This is a genomic window from Halopseudomonas pelagia, assembly GCF_009497895.1.
Lineage (GTDB): Bacteria > Pseudomonadota > Gammaproteobacteria > Pseudomonadales > Pseudomonadaceae > Halopseudomonas > Halopseudomonas pelagia_A.
In genome coordinates this window covers 2,470,676-2,493,507 of record NZ_CP033116.1, presented here as the reverse complement: position 1 = coordinate 2,493,507, position 22,832 = coordinate 2,470,676, and the positions used below count along the sequence as shown (strand labels likewise).

Below are 22,832 nucleotides of genomic sequence, written 5' to 3'. Positions count from 1 at the left end.
TTGTCCTCTTCCCCGTATCATTTACCCAAGGTGCAATCGGGTTAGCCCCTCGGTACTCTTGTTCCAGCAGACAGCCCTGTCGGCAGCGGGCTTGTCATTCGGTTCACGTCTATGCGTAACTCGTAAAAATACCAGCATTGCCGGGAAACACAAAATGCTGTTCTGTTTCATTTGGTATGTGAATAAGGAGAGTAACAAGAGTGGCTTACCAAACCCGCAGACTGCTCAGTGACGATCAATACCCGCTGATGCTGCACGAATGGCTGCCGGAGGATCGCCAGTGCAAAGCACTGTTGCTGATCAGTCACGGCATGGCCGAGCATGCGGCCCGTTACGACCGCTTGGCCCAACAGTTGAACCTGCACGGCTTTGCCGTTGCGGCGCTCGACCAGAGAGGCCATGGCCAGAGCAGCCTAGGTCAGACACAAGGGCATTTTGCCGATCAGGATGGCTGGCGCAAGGTGACCGATGATATTGCCCTGCTGTTGCGTGAAGGCCAGACGTTGGCGCCAGGCAAACCGGTTTTTCTGCTCGGCCATAGCATGGGCTCTTATATAGTGCAGGGCTTTCTACTGCGTCACGGAGCGGATCTGGCTGGCGTGGTATTGAGTGGCAGCAATGCCCATCCGTCGGCGCTCAGCCGCTTTGGCCGGGCTGCGGCCACACTCGAGGGTCGGATACGGGGCGCTGACCAGCCCGCACTCGGGATAAGCAAACTCAGCTTTGGCCAATTCAACAAGGCATTCCGCCCGGCACGCACCGAGTTCGATTGGTTGAGCCGCGATACCGCAGAAGTGGACAGGTACGTTGCCGATCCCCTGTGCGGTTTCAATTGCACTGCGCGTCTTTGGCAGGATCTGTTTAGCGGTTTGCTGCAAATCGCCGACCCTCGCGAGCTGAAGCACATTCCCAAAACCTTGCCCGTGCTGATCATTGGTGGCAGCGCCGACCCGGTCAGCGCTGGCAACGGCCTGGCGCGGCTGCAGAGCCGTTTGCAGGTGGCTGGACTGTCGCAGGTCAGCCTGCGATTGTATGATGACGCCCGCCATGAAATTCTCAATGAAACCAACCGCGATCAGGTGACTGCCGAACTGATCGAGTGGCTGGATACACAATTGCTGGCAACGTCCAAAACAGCCAACTCAACGGAGAGCCCTGATGTCCAAGCTTGAAAATCGCACCTACGACGAACTTGCCCTGGGTGACAAAGCCGAGGTAACCCATAGGGTCAGCGAGCGTGATCTGATTCTGTTTGCCGAAGTGTCTGGCGACGTGAACCCGGTGCACCTGGATGAGGAGTTTGCTGCAGCCACTCCGTTCAAAGGCCGTATTGCCCACGGCATGTTTTCCGGCGCCTTGATCTCCGCCGCTATCGCCTGCGAACTGCCGGGGCCAGGCACCATTTATATCGGCCAGGAAATGAGCTTCCTGCGTCCAGTACGCCTGGGCGACGAGATTCGCATTGAACTGGAAGTGATCGAGAAGCTGCCGAAAAACCGCGCGCGCATTGCTACGCGGGTTTTTAATCAGGATGGCAAACAGGTAGTCGATGGCGTCGCCACCGTGATGGTGCCGACGGAGAAAGCCAGTATCGAACGGCCAAGGCTACCGGAAGTGAAGATAGGCTAAAAGCTGCAAGCTGCAAGCTGCAAGCTGCAAGCCAGTTTGTGACCCTGGAACTGCCAGTCAACCGCTATCCGCTTTTAACTTGCCGCTTGAAACTTGCCGCTCCTGAGTAAATAGCCAAAGGCTATTTACTCAGGTACCTCATCCCCTCTTCCAACCCTTCCAACGTCAAGGGATACATCCGGTCCTCGATCAGATCACGCACAATGCGTGTCGAGGTGGTGTAGTCCCAGGCATCTTTGGGGTAAGGATTTATCCAGATCATCTTCTTGTACTTCTCCATAAAGCGCTGGATCCATACGTGCCCTGCTTCTTCATTCCAATGCTCGACGCTGCCGCCGGGCTGGGTGATTTCGTAGGGCGCCATCGCCGCGTCACCGACAAAAACAACCTTGTAGTCCGGCCCGTATTTATGCAGCAGGTCCATAGTCGAGGTGCGTTCGTTGGTACGCCGTAGGTTGTTCTTCCAGACTGATTCATACGGGCAGTTATGGAAGTAGAAGTACTCCAGATGCTTGAACTCGGTACGGCAGGCGGAGAACAATTCTTCGCAAACCTTGATGTGCGCATCCATCGAGCCGCCGATATCGAACAACAGCAGCAGTTTGACCGCGTTGCGCCGTTCGGGGCGCATCTGAATGTTCAGCAGGCCGGCATCACGAGCGGTGTGGTCGATGGTGCCATCGATATCCAGCTCTTCAGCGGCGCCCTGACGCGCGAACTTGCGCAAACGCCGCAAGGCCACCTTGATATTGCGCGTGCCTAGCTCGACCTGATCATCCAGGTTCTTGTACTCGCGCTGATCCCAGACCTTGGCGGCCTTGCCCTGGCGCTTGCCGGCATCACCTACCCGGATGCCTTCCGGGTTGTAGCCGCCGGAACCGAACGGGCTGGTACCACCAGTGCCAATCCACTTGTTGCCGCCTTCGTGGCGTTCTTTCTGCTCTTCGAGACGTTTCTTGAACTCTTCGATCAGCTTGTCCAGACCGCCCAGCGACTTGATCTTCTCGCGCTCTTCGTCGGTGAGCATCTTCTCGAACTCTTTGCGCAGCCAATCCTCGGGGATTAGCGCCTCGAGAAGTTGATCCAGGTTCTGCAGACCATTGAAATAAGCCCCGAAGGCCCGGTCGAACTTGTCGAAGTGGCGCTCATCCTTGACCATCACGGTACGCGCCAGGTAGTAGAATTCGTCCATATCGGCGAAAACCACATGGTGCTTGAGCGCACGGATCAGATCGAGCAGCTCGCGGACCGATACCGGTACCTTGGCTGCGCGCATTTCATTGAACAGGCCCAATAACATGGGCGCCCTCCTTCTTAACGGTTTTGGCGGCGGGTCATGAACGCCAGACGTTCCAGCAACTGCACATCCTGCTCGTTCTTCACCAGCGCACCGTAGAGCGGCGGAATGGCTTTGGTCGGATCACGATCACGCAGCACCGCCTCGGGGATCTGATCAGCCATCAGCAGCTTGAGCCAGTCAACCAGCTCGGAGGTCGAAGGCTTCTTTTTCAGCCCCGGCACCTTGCGTACGTCAAAGAAGATGTCCATCGCTTCGGAGACCAGTTCTTTCTTGATCTCGGGGAAATGCACATCGACGATGCGCTGCATGGTGTTGCGATCGGGGAAGGCGATGTAGTGGAAGAAGCAGCGACGCAGGAAGGCGTCCGGCAGCTCTTTTTCGTTGTTCGAGGTAATAATAATGATCGGGCGCTTGTCAGCCTTGATCGTCTCATTGGTCTCGTAAACGTAGAATTCCATCTTGTCGAGTTCCTGGAGCAAATCATTAGGGAACTCGATGTCAGCCTTGTCGATCTCATCAATCAGCAGGATGACCTTTTCTTCTGCTTCAAAGGCTTCCCAGAGTTTGCCTTTCTTGATGTAGTTGCGAACGTCGTGCACCTTGTCGGTGCCCAACTGGGAATCACGCAGACGGCTCACGGCATCGTATTCATACAGACCCTGATGCGCCTTTGTAGTCGATTTGATGTGCCAGGTGATGAGCTTGGCACCCATGGACTCGGCCAACTGCTCGGCGAGCATGGTTTTACCGGTACCCGGCTCGCCCTTGACCAGCAAGGGGCGTTCCAGGGTAATGGCAGCGTTGACCGCCAGTTTCAGGTCATCCGTAGCAACGTAGGCGTCAGTACCTTCAAATTTCATTCAGGCTATCCTCTGGAGAATTCAGGAGCAGGGCCAGCTCTAATTGGCGCCCGGTCAAAACAGCGACTATAACGTGACGGTAGGCGCACTGTGAACCTGGATGTAGTATTCAGTCACTGAATGATCCCCGCACCCAACAGGATGTCATCATGAGCAAAATCTATACAGACAACTCACAATCCATCGGCAATACGCCGCTGGTCCGCATCAATCGTATCGGCCCTTCCGGCGTGACCATCCTGGCCAAGATCGAGGGACGCAATCCAGCTTACTCGGTCAAATGCCGCATCGGTGCCAGCATGATCTGGGACGCGGAAGAGTCCGGGCGTCTGAAGCCGGGCATGACCATAGTCGAGCCGACGTCCGGCAATACCGGCATTGGCCTGGCTTTCGTGGCCGCTGCACGGGGCTACAAGCTGAAGTTAAGCATGCCCTCCTCCATGAGTCTGGAGCGGCGCAAAGTGCTCAAAGCGTTGGGCGCAGAACTGATCCTGACTGACCCGGCCAAGGGAATGAAAGGCGCAATTGCCGCAGCGGAAGAAATCACCGCCCAGGACCCTGCCAATCACATTCTGCTGCAGCAATTCGAAAATCCAGCCAACCCGGCGATCCATGAAAAAACGACCGGGCCGGAAATCTGGAAAGACACAGAAGGCAGTATTGATGTACTGGTCTCCGGTGTGGGGACCGGCGGCACTATCACGGGCGTATCGCGCTATATAAAGAATACCTGCAAGAAAAATATCTTGTCGGTGGCGGTAGAGCCGGTCAGCTCGCCGGTAATCACCCAGACGCGTGATGGTCAAGAGGTCAAACCCTCCCCGCACAAGATCCAGGGCATTGGCGCCGGTTTCGTTCCCGGCAATCTGGACATGTCACTGGTGGATCGTATCGAACAGGTGACTGACGAAGAGTCGAAGGCGATGGCTTTGCGACTGATGCGCGAGGAAGGCATTCTCTGTGGCATTTCCTGCGGTGCGGCGATGGCAGCTGCCGTGCGCATGGCAGAAGAGCCGGAGATGCAGGGCAAGACAATGGTGGTAATCCTGCCGGACTCAGGTGAACGCTATCTCAGCAGCATGCTGTTCAGCGATATGTTCAGCGAGGCAGAACTGCAGCAGTAACTGCGCCGCCTAGCGGATGCGAACGACAGACTTCGCCGGAGACTATTCAGTCTCCGGCGCGTCTTTTTCGAAGCCGGCACTGAAGGCCTCAACAAAGCCATTACGCAGAATCCCGAAGAAGGCCTGCAGCGGGCTTACATCGGCGTCCTGCAAGCTGCCGCTTAAATCGACGCGGGTGGCAATCTGATCACGATTGCGATTTTTCACTGCCGCACCACCGGCACCGACCAGCCCCTCCCACATCCCGCGGAAAAAGCCTTTATCCTCGTTCTGCAGATCCTGCTCGACATTGAACACATCCACGTCACGCAGCAATGGCTTGATGTACCCGCCTAACTGTCCATCCTCGGCATCAACCTCCACCACCAGCTCGCCATTGCCGGAGTTGAAATCGAAATTTCCGTAGGCTGAGGCAAAATCATTCAGTTGGGTCAGGTCCACCTCACTGACACGAAAGCGCAGCTCGAAATCCTCCATCCGCAATAGCGGATCGAACGCAGCGTCTATTTCCAAAGGGGCGTGATTGAGGAAATCGGCAGTACCTTCCAGGCTGGCATCACGAGTGCCTTGCAGATCACGCGCGGTACTCAGATTGCGCACGGTCATATCCAGATTATTGGCATAGACGTTAACTGGAGGCTCCGAGGTAAAGTTGCGAAAAGCGAGGGTCCCGTTGACGACCTGAAGCTCGTCCACTTCAATCAGGATTTGCTCGGTCAGGCGTTCGCGCCAGTCAACGCCTTCACCGGTTTGACGATCCTGCTCATTTTCGGAGTCAATAAAGTTCAGCTCCGGGTCGGTGAACCGCACTTTAGCCACCAAAGCCCGCTCCTCCCATAGCGCTCGCCAACTGACGGCAATATCAATAAGCGGCGCGGTAAAAAAGGGAGCCTGCACATTGCCGACATTTTTCTGAATGTTCAGGTCATGAATGCTGTAAGCACCTCGCCACCAGAACAGGTCTACTTCCTCCACGTGACCGGTGTAATCCCCCATCTCCGCCATGTTCTCGTTCAACAGGTTACGCACCCAGGTAGCGAGTGACAGATGCACAATTATCAATAACACGACTATGACGGCCAATGCAGCCAAGGGAACGCTATAAGTCTTTTTCATTTTCAAATGACTTCGCTGGATCAAAACAGTTCAGCTACTTTATCCACTTCAGTGCGGAATGGCGATTTATCCGCTGATAGCTATCGAGCACTTTCGCTGAATCACCAGACTGGCTATTCTGCGGATTCCTAACTGGCACAGGCAGTACCTATTCCATGCCCTACAGCCCCAAACGCATTGCTCAGAACATCCTGGATCAATTCGATCACTATCGTGACGAATTTCGCAGCATCACTTCCGGTGCGAGAGTGCGGTTTGAGCAAGCCCGCTGGAACGACATTCAGTCGGCGTCCACCGCGCGCATCAATCTTTATGAAGATTGTGTGTCCAGTACCGGGCAGAATCTGCACCAGTCCGCGGATGCCGAATACATACTGGATGTCAGCAATTGGCCAGATATCCGCAAAGCCTATATCACTCTCATCGACCAGCGCTTCGACGACGAATTGGCCGAAACCTGGTTCAACTCGATCTTCACTTCACTGCATCAGCATGATCAGATCAGTGACGACACCATGTTCGTGCACAGCTCACGGCCGGTTACGCGACCGCCGTCACGGATACCACTGACGCGCGGCTTTATTTCCGATGGCTCGCTGGACGGGCTGGTCCGACAGATTCTCGACGAGCATAGCTTCGACGCGCCCTGGGCCAACTTCGAACGCGACTGCAAGATGATTATCGAGCATCTGCACAAAGGCCTGCCGGATTGGGCGCAGAAAGATCGCGGTCTGACCGTGGAGCTGATCCAATCGGTGTTCTATCGCAACAAGGGCGCCTATCTGGTGGGTCGGGTGATCAGCCAGCAGGAGCAATGGCCTTTCGTTCTTCCGCTGATTCATCACGAGCATGAAGGCATCAGTGTCGACACCCTGATTACCGATGAATCCCAGGTCTCGATCATCTTCTCCTTTACCCGCTCTTATTTCATGGTTGAAGCAGCCGTTCCGGCGGAGATGGTCGCCTTCCTCAAACAGTTGCTGCCGAGCAAACATATTGCCGAGCTGTATACCGCCATTGGCTTTTATAAGCAGGGCAAATCCGAATTCTATCGGGCGCTGATAGCGCATCTGGCCACAAGCGAAGACCGCTTCATCATGGCGCCGGGTGTGCGCGGCATGGTAATGAGCGTATTCACCCTGCCCGGCTTTAATACCGTGTTCAAGATCATCAAGGACAAGTTTGCGCCCTCGAAGAATATCGATCGCGCCACGGTGATAGACCGGTACCGGCTGGTGAAGCGCCATGACCGCGTGGGACGTCTGGCTGATACTCAGGAATTTGCTGACTTCCGCTTCCCCCGTGAACGCTTTGACCCTGAGTGCCTGGCCGAGCTGCTGGAAGTGGCAGCCTCGACGGTGATCGAGGAAGGAGACGTGATCCTGGTACGCCACTGCTGGACCGAACGCCGAATGACCCCGCTGAACATCTATCTGGAGAGCGCGAGCGAGACTCAGACGCAGGAAGCTCTGCTCGACTATGGCAAAGCAATCAAAGAATTGGCCGCAGCCAATATCTTCCCTGGCGACATGTTGCTGAAAAATTTCGGAGTGACGCGCCACGGCCGCGTGGTGTTCTACGACTACGACGAAATCAGCTATCTAACCGAGGTCAACTTCCGCGACATCCCCGAAGCCATGTACCCGGAACAGGAAATGGCTTCCGAACCCTGGTATTCGGTAGGGCCGAACGATGTGTTCCCGGAAGAGTTTCCCGTGTTTCTATTTGCCGACATCCGCCATCGCAAGGCTTTTTCCAGCATGCATGGCAACTTGTTCGAGGCCAGTTACTGGAAGGGTCTGCAGGAGCGTATAAAGGACGGGCAGGTGCTGGACGTGTTTCCGTACAAGCGCAACTGAAGGCGATTTTCAGACGAACGGCAGTGCATATTTAAAAAAAACTCAGGTAAAGGGTGTTATTTCCTGAATCTGTCGTATACTGAATTTCGTTCACAGCGAGCCCATGCAGGCCGGTCATAGCCTAGCTTGACTTGATTTGCATTAAGGCGCACAGTGAGCGCGTAGGTTTTCAAGATAGAGTAGTAGGCTGCAAGCGCACTTTTCAGTACGTAAGTTTGTCATTCTCGTAATCTTTGATTCCCCACGCTTTAATTGAGCTCAGCTCAGATTTTTTTATTTGATAGGAATTATCCGAAATGGCAACTGGTACAGTTAAGTGGTTCAACGACACTAAAGGCTTTGGCTTCATTACTCCGGACGGCGGTGGTGATGATCTGTTCGCCCACTTCTCCGAAATCAAGGTTCAGGGCTTCAAGTCCCTCGCCGAGAACCAGAAGGTATCTTTCGATATCACTACTGGTCCTAAAGGTAAGCAAGCTGCAAACATTCAGGTTATCGGTTAATTCCGAAGTCTGACTGAAAAACCCGGCTCCGGCCGGGTTTTTTAATGCCTGAAATTTACCCTCCCTTAGTTGTACGCGACACCTCCTGCTGCAAAAAATACTCGCCTGATAAGCCCTTAAGTCGTAACCTAGTGCGCATAATCTGAGTGTCATCACTCTGAAGGCCATTTGGGACACAACCGGCGCTGCCTTATTCAGTGTTGCCTTGGTACCCCCACCACCAGGATGTCTATAACAGTGGAAAGCATCGATTCAACCAAAGAAAATGAAAACCGCCGTCTGAATATCTTCCGCGCGGCAGAAGCCATCGTCAGCGAGCTAGGCGCTTCACAGCTTACCTTCGCCAGCCTGAGCGAGCGCACAGGCATCGCCGAGAGTGATCTGCAAGGAATGTTTCCTGATCGGGAAGCCTTGCTTTCAGCCATGATCGAGCACCGGCTGGAGCGTTTCCGTGTTCGCTGGAGAGCTTACGAAAGTGTGCTGCCGGATGAGCCTATGCGCGAGCTGAAATCACTGCTGCTAAGCAATCTGAGCGAGTCGAACGAGGAGAAGAACCTGGACTCCGCGATTCTCGCCGCCGCTGCCAGTAACCCAGCGTTGCTGCAGACCACATCGGACGATGTTCAGGGGTTGTTCAACATCCTTGCCGAGTCGCCTCTGGGGCTGGCGCAGGCTAGCATTCTGTTCTTTTCGGTACGCGGCTATCGTCTATTTGAACAGATTGGCATCTGCCCGATGACTGATATTCAGCGTAGTGAATTCCAGGAGCAGATCATGCGCATGGCGCGCACGCTTTACGAACAGAAGAACGAGGGCTGAGAAGCCCTCAAGGTGCCTTGTAATGCCCTTTGGCGTGAGCGGTCTCCTGCTGGCGCCAATGCTTCCAACCTGCCCTGCCCGCAGCGATCAACAGATAAAGCAATAGCGCGAGCCCCATCGCCAACGCGAGATCACCCAGCATCCGCGCCTCGTTGTCTCCCGTGTCAAGCACCGTATCCAGTAGAAAGATCATGGTCGCGGGTGCCATCCATGATTCCATCGGATCAACTCGGACCGGCGTGAACAGCAGTATCGCCATGATCAGCCACAAGGGTTCGCGTACATACCAGAACGGAATCCAGCTGGTCATTTTCCACCAGACCAACCAGGCACAAGCTGCCGCCGCCAGATATATCATCCACATCGTCTGGTATTCGGATTCGTTGAACATCAGGCAGTCACCGGTCAGCAAAAATGTGGGCCTATAATAACGGTTTTATTCAAGGAGTCCCAACTCGATGCTACAACCTACACGCCGCGATACCGGCAATGATCCGTATGCCTGGCTTGAGCAACGTGATGCGCCCGAGGTGCTGGCCTTTCTCGAGCAGGAGAACCAGGCGACCGAAACCTGGTTGGCCAGCCATGATGATCAGCGGGAAATACTCTTTGAAGAGATCCGCGGGCGAATCCGTGAAACCGATTTGTCATTGCCCGGGGTGTGGGGCCCATGGTTGTACTACCAGCGCACCGAAACCGGAGCCGAATACCCGCGTTACTTTCGCTGCGCCAAACCTGACGATGGGTCTCTGACAATAGACCCGGTGAGTGAAACTCTGCTGCTGGATCTGAACCTGCTGGCCGGCGATGACTTTCTGCAACTGGGCGACTATGCCATCAGCCCTGATCACCAATGGCTTGCCTACAGCCTCGACCGTCAGGGCGACGAGACCTATTCGTTGTATCTACAGAACATTGATAGCGGCACATTGACCGAGCTGCCACTGGAAAACGCCGACGGCAGTCTGGTCTGGGCCCAGGATAGTCAGCACCTGTTTGCTATCAGCATGGACGAGACCTCGCGACCTGCGCACCTGTGGCGGCTGCGAGCCGACGCTGCGCCTGTGCATCTGTTTCATGAGCAGGACCAGCGCTTCTACCTGCACGTTTACCGCAGCAGCTCCGAGCAATGGCTGCTGCTGACCAGCTCCAGTAAAAACACCAGCGAAGTGCAGCTGCTGCCAGCGGATCAGCCCACCGGCACCTGGCAACTGATTGAAGCCCGTCGTAGCGGGCATGAATATCATGTGGACCATGGCCCGGAGGGTCTGATTATTCGTAGCAATGCGCCGGGTGAGAATTTTGCCTTGTTCCAGGCGGCGCCTGAACATCCTGCATTTGAGCACTGGCAGCAGATTGCCGAACTGGACCCACAACGCACCCTGGAAGACATGAGCGTGCAAAAAGCTGGCTTGCTCCTGCATTACCGTGACCAGGGGTTGATCACTCTGGAAGTCCGGCCAGAGGGCGGCGCACCCTACCAGGTGAAGATGCCGGACGCCGTCTATAGCCTGCACGTACAGGGCGGCGAAGAATATGCGAGCGAGTTTGTGCGCTTGCGTTATGAATCCTTGAACCGGCCAGCACAAGTCAGCGCCTTGCATATCGCCAGCGGCGAGCAACGCGTGCTCAAGCAGATACCGGTGGAAGGCAAGTTTGACCCCGCCGACTACGAGGTCACCCGGGAGTGGGCCACAACCGCAGACGGCAACAGGATCCCGATCAGTCTTGTCGCCGCGCGCAAGCGAGCTCCCGGGCCTGCGCCGCTTTATCTATATGGCTATGGCGCCTACGGTGCGAGCATGGACCCCTGGTTTTCACACGCCCGCCTCTCGCTGCTTGAGCGCGGCTGGATATTCGCTATCGCCCATGTTCGCGGCGGCGCCGATCTGGGCGAAGCCTGGTATCAGAACGGCAAACTCGAACATAAGGAAAACACCTTTAGCGACTTTATCGCCTGCGCCGAGCACCTGCTGCAACAAGGTCTAACGGACCCTGAGCGGCTGGTCATCGCTGGTGGCAGCGCGGGCGGTCTGCTGATTGGCAATGTAATCAACCAGCGGCCTGAGTTGTTCGCTGCCGCAGTGGCTGATGTGCCCTTCGTCGACGTGTTCAATACCATGAACAATCCGGATCTACCGCTGACCATTGGTGAATACGAGGAATGGGGCGACATGAATGATCCTGTCGTCGCCGAGCGGGTACGGGGTTACGCGCCCTATGAGCAGGTACGGAAGCAGGAATACCCGGCCCTGTTTGTCACCGCGGGTTATCACGACATGCGCGTGCAGTATTGGGAAGCGGCCAAATGGGTGGCCAAGCTGCGGCATTGCAAAACCGACTCCCGGCCGCTGCTGTTGCGCACCCAGATGAGCGCTGGGCACGGCGGTGCCAGCGGACGCTATCAGGCGATACGCGAGCTGGCCGAGGAATACAGCTTCTTATTGGCCGTGATCCCTCCCGCCGGCTGAGCCGTCCTGCCCTTGTCGGCGATATGCGACAAGGGCAGTCAGTTTTACTCGGTGCGCTTGAACCCCCTCTGCTCCAGCAACATGTAGAACACCGGCACGAAGATCAGCGCCAGGGTACTGGCAGCGACCATCCCGCCGACTACCACGGTACCGATCTCCTGACGACTTACTGCGCCGGCGCCAGTACTGATCGCCAGCGGCAAGCTGCCGATGATAAAGGTCAGGGCGGTCATCATGATCGCGCGAAAGCGCTGACGTGCCGCCGTCAGGGCGGAGTCATAGGGCGACATGCCTTCCTTGCGGTTCTGTGCCGCGAACTCGACGATCAGAATGGCGTTCTTGGCCGCTAGACCAATCAACACCAGCAGCCCGACCTGGAAGTAGATATCGTTCGGGAAGCCCCGCAACATCGACGCTACCACTGCACCGAAAACGCCGAAAGGAATCGCCGTGGCTACCGCCAGTGGCAGACTCCAGCGTTCGTACTGCGCTGACAGAATCAGAAACACCATCATGATTCCCATACCGAACGCCAGTGCCCCGGAAGATGCCGAATCCAGCAATTGATAGGCCTCACCGACCCAGCCCAATTGCGCGTCCGCAGACAGAACCTCGGCACCCACTTCCTGCAAGGCAGCCAATGCCGCAGCCGTGTTGTAGCCCGGCGCCGGGTCGGCGGTCACCTTGGTGGCAGGATAGAGATTGAAGCGGCTCACCGAATCGACACCCTGGGTACGTTCAAGGGTCACCACGTTATTCAGAGACACCAGCTCGCCAGTGCCGGAACGCACGAACACCTTGCGCAGGTCATCCGGATGGCTACGGAACTCGCCCTCTGACTGCAGATTGACTTGCCAGTTACGCCCTTGCAGGGTGAAGTCGTTCACATACAGAGCACCAAAAGTACTGCGCATGGCGGTGAAGATTTCGTTGATGGGCACACCCATGGCCTTGGCCTTGTCCCAATCCACCTCTGCCTGGTAGCGCGGCACGCCGACATCCAGTGCCGCACGCACGTTGGTCAGCTCGGGGCGCTCGCTGGCGGCACCGACCAAGCGATCTGCTTGCGCCTTGAGCTTCAAAGGATCGCTTTCACCGCGCAACTGCAGATACCCCTCGACACCCCCGGTCAGTGACAGCCCGTTAATCGGCGGCGGCACGAAGGCCATGACGTTGGCTTCCTGGATATTCGCACCCAGGCCGACGATCCGGTTGGCCATACCCTGCGCGCTTTGCTCTACCTCGGTACGGTCATCCCAGTCGATCAGCGTGACGAAGGCGACGCCCATATTGGTGCGTAGCCCACGATTCATGATGTCGAAACCGGCAAAGCTGGTTATCCCTTTGATCTCTTCCATGTCGACGATCTTCTGACTCAACTCTTCACGCACGGCCTCCGTACGCTCCAGAGATGAGACGGGCGGCAGTTGATAGACCGTCAGCAGGAAGCCCTGATCTTCCTGCGGCACAAGGCCGCTGGACATGCGATCCAGGAGAAACAAGGTGGATCCGATCAGTAGCAGAAACAGCACCAGGGTAATTTTGGCGTGATTGAGCATCCAGCCGACCAGGCGGGTAAAACCGTCAGTCAGTCGATCAAAGCCGTTATTGAACCAGGCGAATTTGGGAGACGGCTCGGTCTCCTTGCGGTCGAGCAGCAACGCGCACATCACCGGACTGAGCGTCAGCGCCACGATACCGGAAATACCCACGGACACGGCGATGGTAATGGCGAACTGACGATACAGCTCGCCGCTGAGACCACCGAGAAAGGATACCGGCGCAAACACCGCAATCAGCACCAGGGTGGAGCCTACTACCGCGCCGGATACCTGCTTCATGGTCTTGCTGGCAGCTTCATAGCTGGAGAGCCCCTCCTCCTTGATCAAGCGCTCAGCATTTTCCATCACGATAATGGCGTTATCCACCACCACGCCAATCGCCAGAATCAGCCCGAACAGGGTTAAGAGATTGACGGAAAAGCCCATCAACATCATCCCGGCGAAGGTACCGATAAGCGACACCGGAATAGCTACTAGCGGAATCAGCGTCGCCTTGAGATGCTGCAGAAACAGGAAAGTGACCAATACCACCAGCGCCAATGCCTGAATGAAAGTGATCAAGACCTCTTTGATCGAGACATCGATAAACAGGGTTGTGTCGTAAGGAATGTCGTAGCGCAGGTCGCCGGGAAAGCGCTGAGAAATCCGCTCCATCGCCTGACGCACTTCGTCCGCGGTATCCAGCGCATTCGCCCCGGGCTGAAGATAGATACCCAATGGCACCGCATTTTTTGCATTGAAGGTGGCGCTGAAATCGTAGTTTTGTGCGCCCAGCTCGGCGCGTGCTACTTCCCCCAAGCGCAATGTGCGCCCATCAGAATCGCTGCGCAGAATGATCTGCTCAAACTCTTCAGGAGTCGACATCCTCCCCGGCGTACTGACACTGAAGGTAAAGGCCTGGCCTTCAGGCGCCGGGTTGGCGCCAATACGCCCAGCGGCAAACTGGGCATTCTGCTCACGCAGCGCTGTGGCGACATCACTCGGCGTCAGGTCGTATTCAGCCAGCTTGTCCGGTCGCAACCAGATACGCATGGAGTAATCCTGGGCACCAAACAGACGCGCATCACCAACGCCGGGCAGACGCACCAACTCATCGAGTACGTTGAGCAGTGCATAGTTGCTGATTTCCAGTACGCCGAGTTGCTCTGTTTCCGACGACAGCGCGACCACCTGGAGAATGGAGGTCGAGCGGGCCTGAACCACTACACCCAGGTCACGCACTTCCTGCGGCAGCTCTGCGGTCGCTTTCTGCACGCGGTTATTAACGTCGATAGTCGCCTGATCAGGGTCGGTGCCAATGCGGAAGTAGACCGTCAACTGCATGTTGCCGGAGTCGCCACTGAAGGACTCCATATACAGCATGTCGTCGACCCCGTTGATTGCTTGCTCCAACGGTGCCGACACCGCGTCGGCAATCACCTGCGAACTGGCGCCCGGGTAGCTGGCCTCCACTACAATTTGCGGGGGTACCACGTTGGGGTACTGTTCAATCGGCAACTGATAAAGCGAGGTGCCACCGGCAATCAGGATCAGGATCGACAGCACCGTCGAAAAGATCGGCCGATCAATAAAAAACTGCAGCATGCCCTTACTCCTCGGCGTCGTCGGTTGCAGGTTCCTGCTCGGTTTCCCCACCATCTACGCGCACCTTGGCGCCCGCACGCAGGCCTACCTGGCCATTGACCACCACGCGGTCACCTGGCTCGACACCTTCAAGAATGATCTGTCTTGCACCCAGGATGTCACCGAGTTTTACCTTGCGAATTTCAATCTCGGAATCGTCATTGACCACCAGCACCTGAGGGCCCTCACCGCTTGCACCCACTGCCTCGGAGGGTAGCAACACTTGATCAGTGAAGTGCTTGAGAACCAGCCGGATGCGCACGAATTGCCCGGGAATAAGCTGGCGATCGGGATTATCAAACACCGCCCTGAGCGTGATGCTGCCGGTGGCGTTATCAATACTGCTTGAAGTGAAATCAATGCTGCCTGTGCGGGGGTACTCACTGCCATCGGCCATCAACATGGTGACGGCGCCATTCAGCGTATCGTCTTCAATCTGGGCTGCACGCTGCATAGCTGCATCACGCTCGGGCAGAGCGAAGATCACGTGCACCGGGTCCTGCTTGACCAGCGTGGTCAGTAGCGCGCCAACAGCCAGTACGCTCCCCTCCGGCACCACCTCCAGACTCGCACTACCGTCCATCGGCGCACGTACATTGGTATAGGACAGGTTCAGCTTGGCCTCGTCCAGCAGCGCATCAGCTTCATCCAGGCCGGCACGGGCGAAATCCAGCTGCGATTGCGTGCGATCCCGCTCGCTGGCACTCAATGCACCCCGCTCAAACAGTTGCTTGGCACGCTCCCACTCGCGCTCGGCCTGTTTGACCTCGGCGATGGCATTGCTCTTCGCCGCTTCGGCTTGCTTTACCAGAATCTGCATCGGTTCCGGAAAAATCCGGAACAGGATATCGCCCTCTTTAACGTCGGCACCCTCGACGTACACACGCTCCTGCAGCACACCGGAAATACGTGCTCTGACCTCAACCTCCCTGGCGCCACGCACCCGTGCTGGATACTCCTGAATCAGGTCAGCATCGGAAAGTGCGACTTCCTGCACGGTCACCATAGGCGGCGTTTTTTCGGCTGAGTTGGATTTATCATCACTGCCACAAGCCGATACCAGAGCTACCACTGCCAGCACAGACAACGCGCGGATCCATGCCGCTGCTTGAGAACTACGGAAGGGAAACTGAGGGGTTTGCATAAACGTCAATCGCTCGAAAAATGGAGAAAGAGATACCCGGAGCGGCTGCCCGAGCATGAAGATGGTGTGGGGTGCGCCACTGCACGGGTTGCTACTCATCGCTAGCGGCCACCGTCTGCGTAGTCCCTAGAACGCCGTGCAGCAGCGTATCCAGCAGCTCGTCAGCCATGACCTCCAGCGAGCTGTTACGTCCGGAGATCCGGTTGACCAGCACACTGCCATACGCCAGGTTGCTGATCGCGTTCAATATCTGCTCGGGGTCGTTAACTCGACAACGACCGCTGTCGATCAGTTGCTGGTACACATTCAACCAGGTCGTGCGACGCAGGTCCGAATAGACAAAGTACCGCGGCTTGCTCACCTTGCCGAACTCGGCGCATTCGTGAACAAAGAGCTCAACAGCTTCAGGATGCTGCTGAAAAAACGACATGTAAGTTCTGAAACCCTGTTTGAGGTGCTCGAGGGGGTCGCTAATGTCTTGAACCGCAGCATCAACCTGGCTGGTCAGCCGCAGCATCACATCATCCACCGCGGCCTGAAACAACTCGTCTTTGGTGGGATAAAAGCGGTATACCGTGCCTTTGCCGACTCCGGCCAGATCGGCAATCTGTTGCACATCCGTGCAGCGAAATCCCTGCTCGGCAAAGACCTTGATCGCCGCGTAAAGAATCTCTTCACAGCGCTCGGCCGGGGGTTTGCGCAAGCGTTTGGCTTGGCATTCATTGTTATTAACAGGCATTAGTTACTCACGGACTGACGCGTCAGTCCGTATTAGAAAACACTGGGCGACGGGAAACAACCCGCAGTGCGCAAATACACTGTTGGCAGTTGTGTCAGAAGTCGGAGAGGTGCCGCAGGGGAACGCTCAAGCAGAAGGATAGGTCCGTTGTCTGCCGAGCTGCCGGACAGCTTGCGCTGCCCGGCAATATTACTCAGTAGCGGTTCGCTACCTCGTCAAAGGTTGCTTCTATGGTCGCTGAAGGCGGAGGGCTCAGCAGCGTGGCTACAACGATAGCGATGGTCGCCAGAATGACACCGGGGATGATCTCGTAGAGACCGATGGTATCAATCTGCTTGTACAGCACCACCGTCAGGCCACCGACGATAATCCCGGCCAATGCGCCGTTGCGGTTCATGCGTTTCCAGAACAGCGACAGAATCACCGCAGGACCGAAAGCCGCACCGAAGCCGGCCCAGGCGTAGGAAACCAGACCCAGTACAGTGCTTTCCGGATTGAAAGCGAACAACAGCGCCAACAATGCGATACCGATAACCGCAAAGCGGCCCACCCAGACCAGTTCGTTCTGAGTAGCGTCACGGCGGAACAGCGCCTTGTAGAAATCTTCCGCCAGAGCAGAAGACGACACCAGCAACTGGGAATCGGCGGTCGACATGATGGCTGCCAGTACGGCCGCGAGCAGAATGCCAGCCACAACGGGATGCATCATGGCCTGGATCAGCGCCAGGAAGACCGTTTCCGCATCGCCAATCCCTGCTTCGCCGAGGAAGCCAATACCCACCCAGCCGACCATCAGCGCGGCGATCAGACAGATGCCGGTCCAGATAACGGCAATGCGGTGGGCGGTTGGCAGAGCAGCGTCGTCACCAATAGCCTTGAAACGCGCAAGAATATGCGGCTGGCCAAAATAACCCAGGCCCCAGGCCAATAGCGAAATGATCGCGACAAAGCCCAGTGGATTACCTTCAACGTCGTTGAAGAATGTCAGCAGCTCCGGATTACTCGCTTCCATTGCAGCACGGGCTTCGTCCCAGCCGCCCATGGTGTTGAGCGCCATGATCGGCACGATCACCAGCGCCGCAGCCATCAGCAGGCCCTGAATCACATCCGTCCACGACACCGCAAGAAAACCACCGAAGAAGGTGTAGGAGACGATAACCAGCGTGCCCAGTACCACGGCAATTTCGTAGCTAAGGCCAAAGGTGCTTTCAAACAGCTTGCCGGCAGCTACGAGACCCGAACTGGTGTAGAAGAGGAAGAACAGCAGAATGAAAATAGCTGAAATCACACGCAGCGCACGGCTTTTATCCTCGAAACGAAACTCGAAATAGGCCGGTAATGTGAGCGAATCGTTCACCGCATGCGAATACACCCGCAAACGCCGTGCGACGATCAGCCAGTTGAGCCAGGTACCCGCCAGCAGGCCAGCCGCGATCCAGGTGGCTTCGTAGCCGGCTGCCAGAGCATAGCCTGGCAAGCCCAGCAACAGCCAACCGCTCATGTCCGACGCGCCGGCAGACAAAGCAGCCGTGCCTGGACCAAGCGAACGTCCGCCGAGAATATAATCGGACAGGTTATTAGTACGTTTGTAGGCGATATAGCCGAGGGCCAACATCACCGCGATATAGACCGCAAAGGTCGCACTCACAATGCCTATGTTACCAGTCATGGCGTTCTTCTCTCATTGTAGTGAACAGTCCCTGTTCTGTTATTGGTATGGGGAAGTACTGATCAATTCCCTCTGTTTCCTGGCGGCAGCCCGGTGGCTGCCGCGTTCGTGCTCAAGGCTCACCATTGCCCAGCGACAGCAGGCTGGCATTGCCGCCCACCGCCGTAGTGTTGATGGTGCGAGTGCGTTCGGTAACGAAACGCAGCAAATAATGCGGCCCACCTGCTTTCGGCCCGGTGCCTGACAGCCCCATACCGCCAAACGGCTGAACACCGACCACCGCGCTAATCTGGTTGCGGTTGATATAGACGTTGCCGATGCGTACCCGGCGGTCGATATGCAGGGCGGTATCTTCGTTGCGGCTATGAATGCCCAGCGTCAAGCCGAATCCGGTGGCATTGATCTCGTCAATGACCTTGTCGAGGGTATCGTTGCGCCAGGTAATCACATGCAGTACCGGGCCAAAATGTTCGCGATCCAGTTGTTTTATGCTGTCCAGGCGGAAGGCTACAGGAGCTACGAAGTGTCCATCAAGCCCCTCTGGCAAAGGTGTTTCAGCGATAAGGCGATCTGCGACCTTCATCGTCTCGATATGCTTGAGCAAACCCTCGCGGGCATCGGCATCAATGACCGGGCCGACATCCGTGGCGCGGCTGAAGGGGTCACCGACATGCAGCTCGGCCATCGCACCCTTGAGCAGCTCCATAACCCGTGGAGCAATATCTTCCTGAATATACAAGACCCTTAATGCCGAACAGCGCTGCCCGGCACTGGTAAAGGCCGAATGCACGACGTCCTTGACCACCTGTTCCGGCAGCGCGGTCGAGTCGACCAGCATCGCGTTCTGCCCGCCGGTTTCGGCGACCATGGGCGCGATGGCGCTGTCACGCGCTGCCAATGCGCGATTGATAAGATGGGCGGTCTGGGTTGAACCGGTAAAAGCCACACCGGTAATTCGCGGATCAGACGTGATCACGCTACCCACTTGAGCGCCGTCGCCCGGCAACAACGCCAATGCGTTGCCTGGCAGGCCAGCCTCGAACATCAGCTCGACACAGCGTACGGCCAACAAACTGGTCTGTTCAGCCGGCTTGGCGACCACGGTGTTACCGGTTACCAGCGCGGCTGACACCTGACCCAGAAAGATCGCCAGGGGGAAATTCCACGGGCTGATACAAGCAAATACGCCGCGGCCTTGCAGGTACAGCTCGTTACTTTCGCCGGTGGGTCCTGGCAGTGTGATCAGCGCAAATCGCTGACGCGCCTGCAGTGCGTAATAGCGGCAGAAATCAACGGCTTCGCGCACCTCATCAATGCCGTCCTGCAAACTCTTCCCGGCTTCGCGGGTACACAGCGCCATTAGCTCTGGCATGTGCTGTTCGAGCAAGTCCGCAGTGCGCTCCAGCACGGCGGCTCGGGTATCAACCGGGGTAGCATTCCAGGCCGGGAATGCGGCAGCCAATTGATCAATCGCGTCGTGGGTTTGTTCGGCCGTGGCCCAGATGACCTCGCCAACCTGATGAGACAAGGCGTAGGGGCACATGACCGCCCTGCTTTCACCTGACAGCCGCTTGCCATTGACCAGCGGCGCACCGGTCCAGCTTGACTGCATATGCTGGTCGAGCTGTTGCTTGAGCGGCAACCATTGAGAGAGCACATCAAGGTTGATGCCTTTGGAATTGCGCCGCTCCGTGCCGTAAATATCTGCCGGCATGGGGATGCGGTGGTTGGCGGGTGAGGCATGCCGACGCAGACTGACCAGCGGATGTTCAATCAGCGTTTCTATCGGCACTTTCTTGTCCACCAGCTTGTGCACGAATGAGGAATTGGCACCGTTCTCCAGCAAGCGCCGAACCAGATAGGGCAGCAGATCCTTGTGCGCGCCGACTGGTGCATAAATGCGCACGGCGCAGCTGTTCTGCTCGATCACGGTGTCATACAAGGCGTCGCCCATGCCGTGCAGGCGCTGGAATTCAAACGCGCGCTGGCCAGCCATCGAAAGTATGCAGGTCACGGTATGCGCGTTGTGCGTAGCGAACTGGGAGTAAATCAGGCCATCCGTCAGCGGGCTGAGCAGATAGCGGGCGCAGGCCAGGTAGGACACATCAGTGCCTTCCTTGCGGGTAAATACCGGATAACCATCCAGCCCTGCCTGTTGGCAGAGTTTGATCTCGGTATCCCAGTAAGCACCCTTGACCAGACGCACCGGAATCAGATCGCCCTGTTGCTTGGCCACCAGCGTCAGCCAGCAAAGTACTGGCAGCGCACGTTTGGTATACGCCTGAACCACCAGACCGAAATTGCCCCAGCCTTTGACGTCAGCGTGGTTATACACGCGGCGAAACAGCTTTAACGACAGTTCCAGGCGATCCGCTTCTTCCGCGTCGATGGTGATACCCACACCGCCCGCCCGCGCCTGGCGCGCCAGACCCAGAACAATCTCGCTCAGTTCATCCAGTACCTGTTGCTCGCGGGCCGTCTCGTAGTGCGGATGCAAAGCCGACAGCTTGATCGAAATGGTCGGTTTGGGGCTGGTGCCCTTGTAGCTGTCATTGGCCAGGGCATTGATTGCGTCGCTGTAATCGGCCAGGTACTTGCTCGCATCGGCGCGGGTCAGCGCCGCTTCGCCGAGCATATCGAAGGAGTAGGTATAGCCGTTGTCGCGCTGCTCCTTACCGTTCTTCAGCGCTTCCTTGATATTGCGCCCGAGTACGAACTGCTTGCCCATGATGCGCATGGCTTGCAGCATGGCGCTGCGGATCACCGGTTCACCGCTACGCTTGACCAGCCGGCCGAGCACGGTGCCGGGAGTGCCGTCCTGGCGCTTGTCCATGTTCACGACCTTGCCGGTCATGACCAACCCCCAGGCGGCAGCATTGACCAGTGCGCTCTCACTCTGGCCTACGTGCTTGTCCCACTGGGCGGCGTTCAACTTGTCGCGGATCAGCGCATCGGCCGTCTCGGCATCCGGCACGCGCAACAACGCCTCGGCCAGGCACATGAGCATGATGCCTTCCTGCGTGTCGAGGCTGTATTGTTGCAGCAGAGCGTCGATACTATCGCTGGCATTGTCACGCTTGCGTACATCTTCGATCAGCCGGGTCGCACGCTGCGACAGGGCCGCCACATCTTCTGGCTCGGCCAGAGGCTCCAGCTCGGCGACATAAGCAGCTTCGTCTACCGCGTAGTTGTCGCTGACAACCTTGAGAAAGTCATCCGGGTTGCTGGCAAGGAAATCACCTTGCAGAGCCTGACTGGCTTTGAACATCTTTTTGCTCCGTTGATGCCTGCGCCACCTGCCGGGATAAACTCCGGTAAGGATCGGAATCAATCTTTACTTGATCCTAGACCATAGGCAGCGTTTGGACGAATTCACTTGTTGTTATCGGCTGCGCCTCTCCTCGCGGAGCAGGCACGCAAAAGCCGTATCCCGACTGTAGGAGCCTGAAGCAGTCAAATCTTGCAGAAAGCTGGGTTTTTTTTGCGAAAAGCTCTGAAACCAGAGCCTGCGTGGAACTTAGCCGCGCGCCGCCAGCCTGAGCTTGCGCGGCGTCCGCCCACTCTGGGCCCGCACTGCATGAGTCAGGGCGCTCTGGCTGGAGAAGCCGCAGCGACTGGCCACTTCGGACAAGGGCATGGGTGTCTGGCAAATCAGCCTGAGCGCTTCGGCGACCCTGGCCCGCAACAGGTACTGATGCGGCGAGTGCCCAGCCACCTGCTTGAACAGGGCATGAAAATGACTTGGGCTGATATATACCTGGGCAGCCATATCGGCAACGCTGATCGGTTGATCAAGGCGCTGCTGAATAAAGGCATCGATACGTGCCAGATCCAGACTGGGCAAGGGCTGAGCGGTCAGAGGCAGGGAAAACAAACGGTCATGCAACGTGTGCAGCAGCACGCCACCCAGGTGCCAGGCCATGGGCAATTGCCTGTTCTGAGCCTGACTTTCGCGCAATTCATGCGAAGCAAAATCGAGCAAACCTTGAAGACGCTGGTCCAGCTGCAGGAAGCGCGGCTTGTCGAACAGTCTGGACAGGTCATCTGCGCCATAACCGTAGGTCGTCTCCGAGCCCTGAGCCAGATCCAGGATGAGCATGTGATTACTGCCACGCCCGGAAAACGCATGCGCCTCATGCCCGGGAACCAGACAGGCGTGCAAACGGTTGACCGCACCGCCCTGCCCCATCACTTCGAAATCCGCGCAGCCGTCCAGCCCCACAATCAGCTGATGCTGTGAATGGGCATGGGTGGAAGTTTGCACCGGCAGGTCTAATATTTTGGTCTTGATCATGCCTCTGACCACTGCGCATGGAGCACCAATATTAGTCCTTGCTCATGCTTGTCACAAGATAGACGTCCTGTTGGCATTGAAAAGCCCCGAATCGGCACCATCTCTTACTTCATACGGCGC

The 22,832-nt window shown here is 56.9% G+C and carries 17 protein-coding genes; 7 read left to right on the top strand and 10 right to left on the bottom strand.

Translation table 11 applies throughout. The features are described from left to right. The first annotated feature begins 248 nt into the window (after positions 1–248). Together EAO82_RS11715 and EAO82_RS11710 are read left to right on the top strand one after the other, a co-directional pair. Positions 249–1,172 carry an alpha/beta hydrolase gene (locus tag EAO82_RS11715; protein WP_096345319.1) on the top strand — a complete coding sequence of 308 codons (924 nt, stop codon included), beginning with the start codon at positions 249–251 and terminating at the stop codon, positions 1,170–1,172. Next, positions 1,159–1,629, top strand: a complete 471-nt coding sequence (locus EAO82_RS11710) for a MaoC family dehydratase (RefSeq protein WP_096345307.1) — start codon at positions 1,159–1,161, stop codon at positions 1,627–1,629. The genes EAO82_RS11715 and EAO82_RS11710 overlap by 14 nt, the downstream gene beginning before the upstream one ends. A 121-nt stretch (positions 1,630–1,750) precedes the next feature. Here EAO82_RS11710 and EAO82_RS11705 read toward each other — a convergent pair whose 3' ends face one another. Further along, positions 1,751–2,929 carry a vWA domain-containing protein gene (locus EAO82_RS11705; RefSeq protein WP_096345308.1) on the bottom strand — a complete coding sequence of 393 codons (1,179 nt, stop codon included), beginning with the start codon at positions 2,927–2,929 and terminating at the stop codon, positions 1,751–1,753. 14 nt (positions 2,930–2,943) lie between these two features. Continuing rightward, complete coding sequence (locus tag EAO82_RS11700) at positions 2,944–3,789, bottom strand: AAA family ATPase (protein ID WP_022964169.1); 846 nt, start codon at positions 3,787–3,789, stop codon at positions 2,944–2,946. A gap of 149 nt (positions 3,790–3,938) precedes the next feature. On the opposite strand from EAO82_RS11700, the gene cysK reads away from it, so the two are divergent. Further along, entirely contained in the window at positions 3,939–4,913 is a 975-nt protein-coding gene (gene cysK / locus EAO82_RS11695; RefSeq protein WP_096345309.1) for a cysteine synthase A, read from the top strand. A 42-nt stretch (positions 4,914–4,955) separates the two neighbouring features. Here cysK and EAO82_RS11690 read toward each other — a convergent pair whose 3' ends face one another. Then, positions 4,956–6,029 (bottom strand): DUF748 domain-containing protein, encoded by a 1,074-nt coding sequence (locus EAO82_RS11690; protein WP_096345310.1) that lies wholly within the window; start codon positions 6,027–6,029, stop codon positions 4,956–4,958. A gap of 155 nt (positions 6,030–6,184) precedes the next feature. Between EAO82_RS11690 and aceK the strand changes: the two genes are divergently transcribed. From aceK to EAO82_RS11675, 3 genes are all read left to right on the top strand, one after another. Continuing rightward, positions 6,185–7,888 carry a bifunctional isocitrate dehydrogenase kinase/phosphatase gene (gene aceK / locus EAO82_RS11685; RefSeq protein ID WP_096345311.1) on the top strand — a complete coding sequence of 568 codons (1,704 nt, stop codon included), beginning with the start codon at positions 6,185–6,187 and terminating at the stop codon, positions 7,886–7,888. Positions 7,889–8,184: 296 nt separating this feature from the next. Continuing rightward, positions 8,185–8,391, top strand: a complete 207-nt coding sequence (locus EAO82_RS11680; protein ID WP_028615072.1) for a cold-shock protein — start codon at positions 8,185–8,187, stop codon at positions 8,389–8,391. A gap of 237 nt (positions 8,392–8,628) precedes the next feature. Beyond that, entirely contained in the window at positions 8,629–9,210 is a 582-nt protein-coding gene (locus tag EAO82_RS11675) for a TetR/AcrR family transcriptional regulator (protein ID WP_096345312.1), read from the top strand. A gap of 7 nt (positions 9,211–9,217) precedes the next feature. Here the strand turns inward: EAO82_RS11675 and EAO82_RS11670 are convergent, their stop codons facing one another. Then, positions 9,218–9,601, bottom strand: a complete 384-nt coding sequence (locus EAO82_RS11670; RefSeq protein ID WP_096345313.1) for an MFS transporter — start codon at positions 9,599–9,601, stop codon at positions 9,218–9,220. 67 nt (positions 9,602–9,668) lie between these two features. Between EAO82_RS11670 and EAO82_RS11665 the strand changes: the two genes are divergently transcribed. Then, positions 9,669–11,681: a S9 family peptidase gene (locus EAO82_RS11665; RefSeq protein WP_096345314.1), complete on the top strand. Its 2,013-nt coding sequence runs from the start codon at positions 9,669–9,671 to the stop codon at positions 11,679–11,681. 44 nt (positions 11,682–11,725) lie between these two features. Here EAO82_RS11665 and EAO82_RS11660 read toward each other — a convergent pair whose 3' ends face one another. From EAO82_RS11660 to EAO82_RS11635, 6 genes are all read right to left on the bottom strand, one after another. Beyond that, entirely contained in the window at positions 11,726–14,827 is a 3,102-nt protein-coding gene (locus EAO82_RS11660; protein WP_096345315.1) for an efflux RND transporter permease subunit, read from the bottom strand. Positions 14,828–14,831: 4 nt separating this feature from the next. Beyond that, on the bottom strand, positions 14,832–16,010 hold the full coding sequence (locus EAO82_RS11655) for an efflux RND transporter periplasmic adaptor subunit (protein WP_221412484.1): 1,179 nt from the start codon (positions 16,008–16,010) through the stop codon (positions 14,832–14,834). Positions 16,011–16,101: 91 nt separating this feature from the next. Then, on the bottom strand, positions 16,102–16,749 hold the full coding sequence (locus tag EAO82_RS11650; RefSeq protein ID WP_096345317.1) for a TetR/AcrR family transcriptional regulator: 648 nt from the start codon (positions 16,747–16,749) through the stop codon (positions 16,102–16,104). A 193-nt stretch (positions 16,750–16,942) separates the two neighbouring features. Beyond that, entirely contained in the window at positions 16,943–18,418 is a 1,476-nt protein-coding gene (putP, locus tag EAO82_RS11645; protein ID WP_153274288.1) for a sodium/proline symporter PutP, read from the bottom strand. A 112-nt stretch (positions 18,419–18,530) separates the two neighbouring features. Beyond that, the gene (putA, locus tag EAO82_RS11640) at positions 18,531–21,686 is read right to left on the bottom strand and encodes a bifunctional proline dehydrogenase/L-glutamate gamma-semialdehyde dehydrogenase PutA (protein ID WP_096345871.1); all 3,156 of its coding nucleotides are present in this window, start codon (positions 21,684–21,686) and stop codon (positions 18,531–18,533) included. A gap of 249 nt (positions 21,687–21,935) precedes the next feature. Continuing rightward, the gene (locus EAO82_RS11635) at positions 21,936–22,712 is read right to left on the bottom strand and encodes a helix-turn-helix domain-containing protein (protein WP_096345870.1); all 777 of its coding nucleotides are present in this window, start codon (positions 22,710–22,712) and stop codon (positions 21,936–21,938) included. Positions 22,713–22,832: the final 120 nt, after the last annotated feature.

Bases quoted from the DNA above. Each gene is read 5' to 3' on its own strand.
- EAO82_RS11700 (WP_022964169.1), bottom strand. From the start codon at position 3,789: ATGAAATTTGAAGGTACTGACGCCTACGTTGCTACGGATGACCTGAAA.
- EAO82_RS11680 (WP_028615072.1), top strand. From the start codon at position 8,185: ATGGCAACTGGTACAGTTAAGTGGTTCAACGACACTAAAGGCTTTGGC.
- EAO82_RS11660 (WP_096345315.1), bottom strand. From the start codon at position 14,827: ATGCTGCAGTTTTTTATTGATCGGCCGATCTTTTCGACGGTGCTGTCG.
- aceK (WP_096345311.1), top strand. From the start codon at position 6,185: ATGCCCTACAGCCCCAAACGCATTGCTCAGAACATCCTGGATCAATTC.
- putA (WP_096345871.1), bottom strand. From the start codon at position 21,686: ATGTTCAAAGCCAGTCAGGCTCTGCAAGGTGATTTCCTTGCCAGCAAC.
- EAO82_RS11670 (WP_096345313.1), bottom strand. From the start codon at position 9,601: ATGTTCAACGAATCCGAATACCAGACGATGTGGATGATATATCTGGCG.
- EAO82_RS11650 (WP_096345317.1), bottom strand. From the start codon at position 16,749: ATGCCTGTTAATAACAATGAATGCCAAGCCAAACGCTTGCGCAAACCC.
- EAO82_RS11705 (WP_096345308.1), bottom strand. From the start codon at position 2,929: ATGTTATTGGGCCTGTTCAATGAAATGCGCGCAGCCAAGGTACCGGTA.
- putP (WP_153274288.1), bottom strand. From the start codon at position 18,418: ATGACTGGTAACATAGGCATTGTGAGTGCGACCTTTGCGGTCTATATC.
- EAO82_RS11635 (WP_096345870.1), bottom strand. From the start codon at position 22,712: ATGATCAAGACCAAAATATTAGACCTGCCGGTGCAAACTTCCACCCAT.
- EAO82_RS11690 (WP_096345310.1), bottom strand. From the start codon at position 6,029: ATGAAAAAGACTTATAGCGTTCCCTTGGCTGCATTGGCCGTCATAGTC.
- cysK (WP_096345309.1), top strand. From the start codon at position 3,939: ATGAGCAAAATCTATACAGACAACTCACAATCCATCGGCAATACGCCG.
- EAO82_RS11655 (WP_221412484.1), bottom strand. From the start codon at position 16,010: ATGCAAACCCCTCAGTTTCCCTTCCGTAGTTCTCAAGCAGCGGCATGG.
- EAO82_RS11715 (WP_096345319.1), top strand. From the start codon at position 249: ATGCTGCACGAATGGCTGCCGGAGGATCGCCAGTGCAAAGCACTGTTG.
- EAO82_RS11710 (WP_096345307.1), top strand. From the start codon at position 1,159: ATGTCCAAGCTTGAAAATCGCACCTACGACGAACTTGCCCTGGGTGAC.
- EAO82_RS11665 (WP_096345314.1), top strand. From the start codon at position 9,669: ATGCTACAACCTACACGCCGCGATACCGGCAATGATCCGTATGCCTGG.